The 6,661-nt window shown below is 32.4% G+C and carries 5 protein-coding genes; 2 read left to right on the top strand and 3 right to left on the bottom strand.

Annotated elements, in window-relative coordinates; genetic code table 11:
* Window positions 1-1,129: 1,129 nt before the first annotated feature.
* Both Q0L29_RS08945 and Q0L29_RS08940 read left to right on the top strand, forming a co-directional pair.
* Window positions 1,130-2,128: an AAA family ATPase gene (locus tag Q0L29_RS08945; protein WP_296620959.1), complete on the top strand. Its 999-nt coding sequence runs from the start codon at window positions 1,130-1,132 to the stop codon at window positions 2,126-2,128.
* A gap of 6 nt (window positions 2,129-2,134) precedes the next feature.
* On the top strand, window positions 2,135-4,597 hold the full coding sequence (locus Q0L29_RS08940; protein ID WP_296620957.1) for a S8 family peptidase: 2,463 nt from the start codon (window positions 2,135-2,137) through the stop codon (window positions 4,595-4,597).
* 170 nt (window positions 4,598-4,767) lie between these two features.
* Here the strand turns inward: Q0L29_RS08940 and Q0L29_RS08935 are convergent, their stop codons facing one another.
* The 3 genes from Q0L29_RS08935 to Q0L29_RS08925 form a co-directional block, all read right to left on the bottom strand.
* Window positions 4,768-5,040: a hypothetical protein gene (locus Q0L29_RS08935; RefSeq protein ID WP_296620956.1), complete on the bottom strand. Its 273-nt coding sequence runs from the start codon at window positions 5,038-5,040 to the stop codon at window positions 4,768-4,770.
* Between the two features lie 31 nt (window positions 5,041-5,071).
* The gene (locus tag Q0L29_RS08930) at window positions 5,072-5,617 is read right to left on the bottom strand and encodes a hypothetical protein (protein WP_296620954.1); all 546 of its coding nucleotides are present in this window, start codon (window positions 5,615-5,617) and stop codon (window positions 5,072-5,074) included.
* A 513-nt stretch (window positions 5,618-6,130) separates the two neighbouring features.
* On the bottom strand, window positions 6,131-6,661 hold a 531-nt coding region (locus tag Q0L29_RS08925), incomplete at its 5' end, for a type I restriction enzyme endonuclease domain-containing protein (protein ID WP_296620952.1).

Here is a 6,661-nt window from a genome sequence, read left to right as displayed (position 1 = left end):
TAAGTTGGATTCTAATTCTGGATTATTAAGAAAAAGCTATTTGCTAATTAAAAGTTATGCTAACAAGAAAGGCACTAAAATGATATTGGAGACATTTGAAGAGGTGAAATTGGCAAATCACAAAAGCTTATTTATGATTGTGACCTAACAGGAATCAAATGCTGAGTACTTCGGTACAGGCTCTGCATCTAAGGATTAGTCCCGAATGTGACCTCGGCAGGAATCGAAATATCCCTGATTATCAGTATGTTATAGCTAACAGTAAATAAATTGATAAAACTTCTGAATAGCTATTATTCATATTTATTTGTTAGATGAAAGTACGAATTATTGGGGATAAAAACGAATGGTGGGAGCGAAAAAAACATAATCCTCTAAATGTTTTCAATTCCTTTTCTGAAATTATGGACTTTGATCAATTTTAAAGATAAAGGCTTTTAGTACATATTGACCTACCTTATTCTATTATTTGAAAGCCAGTCAGATAAAATATTCTTAAAAATGTTGGTATTTTGGTAGTTTTACTACCTAAAACAGGTATTTTTTAATAACATAAAAATTGCATTCAGCTTTATTTTTCTTAATTCTGTTTATATATAAGTAGTAGGACTACAAAAAATGATACAAAATTAAGAACTCTATTTAAAAATATCCATCAAGGGAAGGTAACTACTGGCCCCTTGCTGGAAAAATTGAATATATCTGATGACTTAAAAATCAACTAAATTGTTGGTTAGTAACTATCGGAAGAGGACATTTTTAAACCCAGATGATAATGTAGGTTTACATTCATTTAAGCTCATCAAAAACAAGCTTGAAAAGCTGCTTTAACTTCTCAAACTTAATATTCTTTCAATGAAGTAAAACAGTTAATTAATACCGATCAATATCTAATAAAATCTAGAGAAGGTTTGCAAGGTCTAAGCAAAGATTGAGAAAAGTTACACCGTGTACTAAGAATCTACAGGTTTTATGGCTTATTTGAAATGAGTTTGATTCGATTTTGAGAAAATCTATTGATCCATTTTAATGAAAAAAATCATTAAAAATATATGATGTACAGAAAAACAATCATATCTTACCATAAAGAATAAACTATTTCAAATTATATTAATAACTTTGCATTATCATGAACCAGGTACTTCTAACAAGGTTATTTAAATCAATCGATGCAGAAAGAGATGCACCTTTGATGAAAGTTGCATTTAGCATCATTGAAGATGAAAGAAGAAAAGGCCACCAAAAGTTAGCAGATAAATTAGGTCAAATTCTAAAAAACAGCAGTTTAAATCAATCTTACTCAAGTAATAATTTAAAAATTGCCAAAGAAAAAGTTTATAAAATGCCTGTAGATAGGCGCTATAAACTTCCTTTAGCAACCCATATTGAACAAGAATATTTGAGGCATGAAATGGTCCTTTCTGAGAATGTAGAGAATAAAATACTACGAATTGAGGAAGAGTACTTGGCAAGAGAAAGATTAGCACATCATGGCTTAAAACCTAAAAAGAAGATTTTATTTCATGGATCATCCGGTTGTGGTAAGTCAATGGGAGCAGAAAGAATAGCCTGGGATTTAGGATTACCATTTTACAAGGTGAGATTTGATTCTATAATATCTTCTTATCTTGGAGAGTCTGCCTCAAATCTTCAAAAGCTGTTTGAAAGCATTGAAGATTATCCTTGTGTCTTGCTTTTAGACGAGTTTGATATTATTGGAAAACAAAGAGACACTAGTTCTAATGATGTAGGTGAAATTCACAGGATTGTTAACATTCTTTTAGGGTTACTAGAAGAATATGATGGACAAGGAATATTAATTGCTACAACGAATTTAGAAGGGAGTTTAGACAAAGCGCTTTTTAGAAGGTTTGATGATTTTATAGAATTACCTAAACCCAATGAGACAGAAATAGTGGAATTGTTGAAAAAATGCTTTTCTGCACTCAATTTAAGTAAAAACGTAAGATTAAATGACTATTCAAAAAAAATGATAGGAATGTCTTACGCTATCATCGTTAAAATTGCAAATGATGCAGCTAAAAAAGCTGTAATCAAATTAAAAAATGAAATTTCAACCGAAGATATAGATACTGCATTAGAAGAGAATGTGGCCATTAGCAGATAATATTTTATGGAACAATTTCCCCACTTAAAATTTGTTCAAAAAGTAGAAGGAAAGCCTCGATTTCACGGGGGTGGTACCCCGAACCAAATCACAATCGAAAATAAGAAAAATAGGCAAAAGCACAGTCAAAAACTTAAAAAGCTAACTACAAGTAATAAAAAAAGCTGGGTAAAGGCTAATGCAATCCGAGAAGAGGCTAACCTCCCTGAATTAAACCTGGAAATTATCCCGATTTTTATTAAATTTGATCCTGACAAAATCAATGCTGAGTTTGATTTAGAATCATTCGGTATTGAAGTAATTTCAGAGGAAGAAGATGGTTATATAATAGGCGCATCACTTGACAATTTTCGATCTCTTGAAGAAAAAATCGACAGTTTTATAGAAAAGAAACACGGCTCAGGTCAAATAGCCAACTTTTGGGAGATATTTGAGGGTAATAGAGATGAATGGAGGCCAAAACATATCCTATCTGAAGAACTCTTTAAAAAGTGGAATGATATAAAAGATGACGCAACATATAAACTTGAAGTATCTATTGCATTTGCAAAACCAATAGAAAAAGCACCTGACCGAAGTACAAAACAAGGTGAGACCAGATTTAAAAAATATCAAGATAAATTAATAGAAAGAGATAATATCCTTATCGAAAGAGAAAATCATTTTGAAAAATTTATCAGGTTTTATGGCGAAAAAACAAGTGAGTATGTCGACTTAGGTGATAGTTTTGGCTGTGAAGTATCAATTACTGGAAAAGGACTGAAAGATCTTGTCGTTAATTATCAGTTTGTATTTGAAGTCTCTGAGATTGAAGAAGTAAGTGGAATCGAAGGATCCGAAGGTGAGATTTCAAAATCTGAAATTGAAATATTACCGCCCCATGATGATAGCATTGAAGTAGGAGTAATTGATAGCGGAATTATGGAGAGCCACCGGTATCTTTCTCCAGCCATTAGGTCTCACCTTTCTAAATCATACATTGAATCAGATGATTCTACAATGGATTATGTCAAGGGTGGTGGACACGGAACAAAAGTTGCTGGGGCAATTTTATACCCAAGTGGAATATCTGGTCTTGAAAGCCCTTATCGCCTTCCGTTCTTTATAAGAAATCTTAAAATTCTTGATAGAAACAATTCCTTAATTGACAGATATCCAGCCGCATTAATTCAAAAAATTGCTAATGACAATCCTGATTGCAAATTATTTAACCTGTCAGTTAGTTCGAAAACACCATTTAGAACAAAGCACATGTCAAGTTGGGCAGCAATAATAGATAAAATATCGAATGAAAGCGATGTTTTATTTATTACATCTGCTGGGAATATAACAGCCCAAGAGGTTTCCTATTTTCTAAAAAACGGCAAATCTTATCCAAGCTATCTAGAAGAAAAATTTTCACGCTTAGCCAATCCTTCTCAAAGTAGCTTTTGTATTTCTGTTGGTTCTGTTAACCACGTTTTTTTTGAAGACGACAACTGGGAATCCATAGGCGATTTAAATGAAGTTTCTGCCTTTTCCAGAATTGGCAATGGTATTTGGGATACAATAAAACCAGATGTTGTAGAATACGGAGGCGGATTGGTGATTTCCCAAAATGGACAGAATCACGTAAAATCGCATTCTTCCACTTCACCTGAACTTGTAAACTCGACTTTAGATGGTAGCAGTGCTGTAAGAACCGGTAATGTGGGAACGTCTTTTTCAACTCCAAAAGTAACACATATAGCAGCCACTTTAAAACAGCTTTATCCAGAAGAAAATAGTTGCTTAATTAGATCCCTAATTGCTCAAGGAGCTCGTTTACCTAATTCTCATTTTTTAGAACCTAATGAATTAAGTTTAAAACATTTTGGTTACGGAATACCGTCACTAGAAAGAGTTACAAAAAACACAGACTATCGAATCACATTTTACAATACCGGAGAAATAAGTGCTGAACAAGGTCATCTATATTCTTTAAAAATCCCTGAAGCAATGAGAGCCCCTGGTGAAGATTATGATATTCTTATTGAGATCTCATTAGCATTTTCCGCAAAGGTTAGACGAACCAGACAAAGAACGAAATCTTACCTATCAACATGGCTTGATTGGAGTACATCTAAAATTGGAGAATCTTTCGAAGAATTTAAAGATTATGCATTGCTCGAAATAGATGAAGAGAAAACTGAGTATGATAAAGAAAATAGAAAGCAATTTAGGAACTATAATTGGAAAATTAAATCTGACAAAAGGGGGTCAGTAGATGGAATTAATAGGACAAATAGTAGCTTACAAAAAGACTGGACTATAGTAAAATCATATGAGCTTCCTGAAGAAATAGGCCTTTCCGTGAGAGGACATAAGGGTTGGGATAAAAATAAATCAAAGATACCTTATGGGTTATCCATTTCAATTGAAATTTTGGGAGCAAATATCCCGATTTATGAAGTGATAAGGGCTGAAAATGAAATTGAGATAGAAGTTTAATTTAAAATTCCATTAATCCACTCTGAGAATTGGGGATAGTATCTAGTATCCAATTTTATAATTTTCCAAGCCTTTTGAAATGCAGTTTTTGACATTGCATATCTTATTCCCTCTTCCCAATTACCCCAAATTCTTTTATCAATATATCCAGCTTCATTTAAATCAAATTCCTAACTGCATAAATCAAAATAAGCTCTCATGTATCTTAAGGTTTTAGACTTAACGTCACCTTTAAGAATGTCAAAATCAAAATCTTCATCGTTTATATTTTCGGGAAAATTCAAGATAATCTCTTGATATCTTCTAGTATATTCTGTGAAGAAATTAAGCTTAAGCTGCTCTTTAAAAGCTTTAACTTGTATTTTATTAGTATGTATAGCATAAATAGATGAAAATAATGCAATTACTAAACCTATTGTCGTTAAAATCTCAGATGTTTCCATTTTAAAATTTGAATTGAAAGATAACCTTTATTTAATATCCAATAATATCAGTTTCCATAAAGTATAAGCTAACTTTAGAATCATCTAAACCGACACATGTAGCTTCTAATACAACTTGACGACCACTGCTCAATTGTGCTACAGCCTCAGATTCATCTGTAAAACAAATTACAGAACCAACTCCTGGAGCATTCAAAATAATCTTAACTTTATCTTCGTAATCATCTTTTACTACTGTATAAATAGTTCCTTTAATATCAATTCTTTTATTCTTAAAATTCCTATTCGCCCTAATTTCATTGCTGTAAAATTCATTTAGTAAAGAAGTGGCCGAATACGCATTATCGATTCGCTCATTAAACGCTTCTTTAGCAGCTCTTTCTTCGTCAATTTTTGCTTGTTTTTCTTCTCTCTCCTTTTTTATCTTATTGATTTTTAATTGCTTCTGGTAAGCCTGTGCTGATTTCTGTACTTCTCGTTCCCTTTGACTAATTCTTCTTTCCTTTGGATTAATCAAACCTTGTAATTTTCTATTATTAACAAGATCATTAATATCGAAATCTTCGTTTTGCAGCAACTTTTGATTTCCCTCTTACTTTCGAACAAAGTATAAAATCCCTCTATTTCACCGCTGTTATTGAAAGTAATCAATGGGATATAGCTCGTAATCTCACCAAAATCAGTTTGCTTATTTAAATATTTACTAGACTCTATTCTTTCTGCTCCTCTAATACTCAATGCACAATTAACATTTAAACTATCAATTTTTATGAATCGCATTTTACCCATGTCAAATAGATCAAAGGTATCTTTACTGGTAGATGCCCAATATTCCAGTTCTAGAATTCTTTGGTAATCTTAATAGGGTCAAAGGAAGGCTATCTGAATTTTGAAGCTTAGAGAGTTCTTCTTCTGCAATTCGATCTTTCGTTAACTTACTCTCTTCACAAAATTCCTTAGAGCATGAAAAAAGTAGTAATATGACTATTAAACTAAGGCTATACCTGAAAAAATACTTACTGTACATAGTTCTAAATTACAAATTAAACTATAGTCTCAAAGGATAATATTATACAATGATTAACATATCCTAAGAATTATACCTCTTAAAATTCTCTGCCTGCTCAAAAATCTCTTGATACACTTCATCACGATCTACAGGAGGGTAATCGTTTTCCCCAAGTAGGACTACCAGATTAGCTTTGAGCTCCGCTTTAATATCTGCCCTTTTGTTCCAATCCGTGTATTTAGCTTTATCATCTACTAATGCCTTTACATTTTCTGATAGAGGGATTAGCTTTTCATCAGGATATTCAAAGTCGTATTTGTTGGCCAGCTGCTTTAGAATATCATAGAATGCTTTGGCCTCGAAACTTATTCCTAATTCATCCCCTGAAGCGAAGGCTGCTTTCATATCCATAATCATATTGGTGAATTGCTCAGCAATATCATCATATACCTGGCCTTGATAATCGTTTAGCTCTTTACGTTCATTGTATTGATCAACTAGCGATTGGAATTTCTTGCTGAAATCAATTCCTTTTGCTCGATTGGTTTTTTTAAACTCTTCTATTGCCTTTTTTAGCAATTGCTGTAAAAGCTTAATCTTGGTATTAGGCAG

Origin of the sequence: Marivirga sp. (genome assembly GCF_024636815.1) — a bacterium.
Taxonomy (GTDB): Bacteria; Bacteroidota; Bacteroidia; order Cytophagales; family Cyclobacteriaceae; genus Marivirga.
The sequence above is the reverse complement of the archived record's forward strand: the minus strand, read 5'-3'. Positions and strand labels throughout refer to the sequence as shown.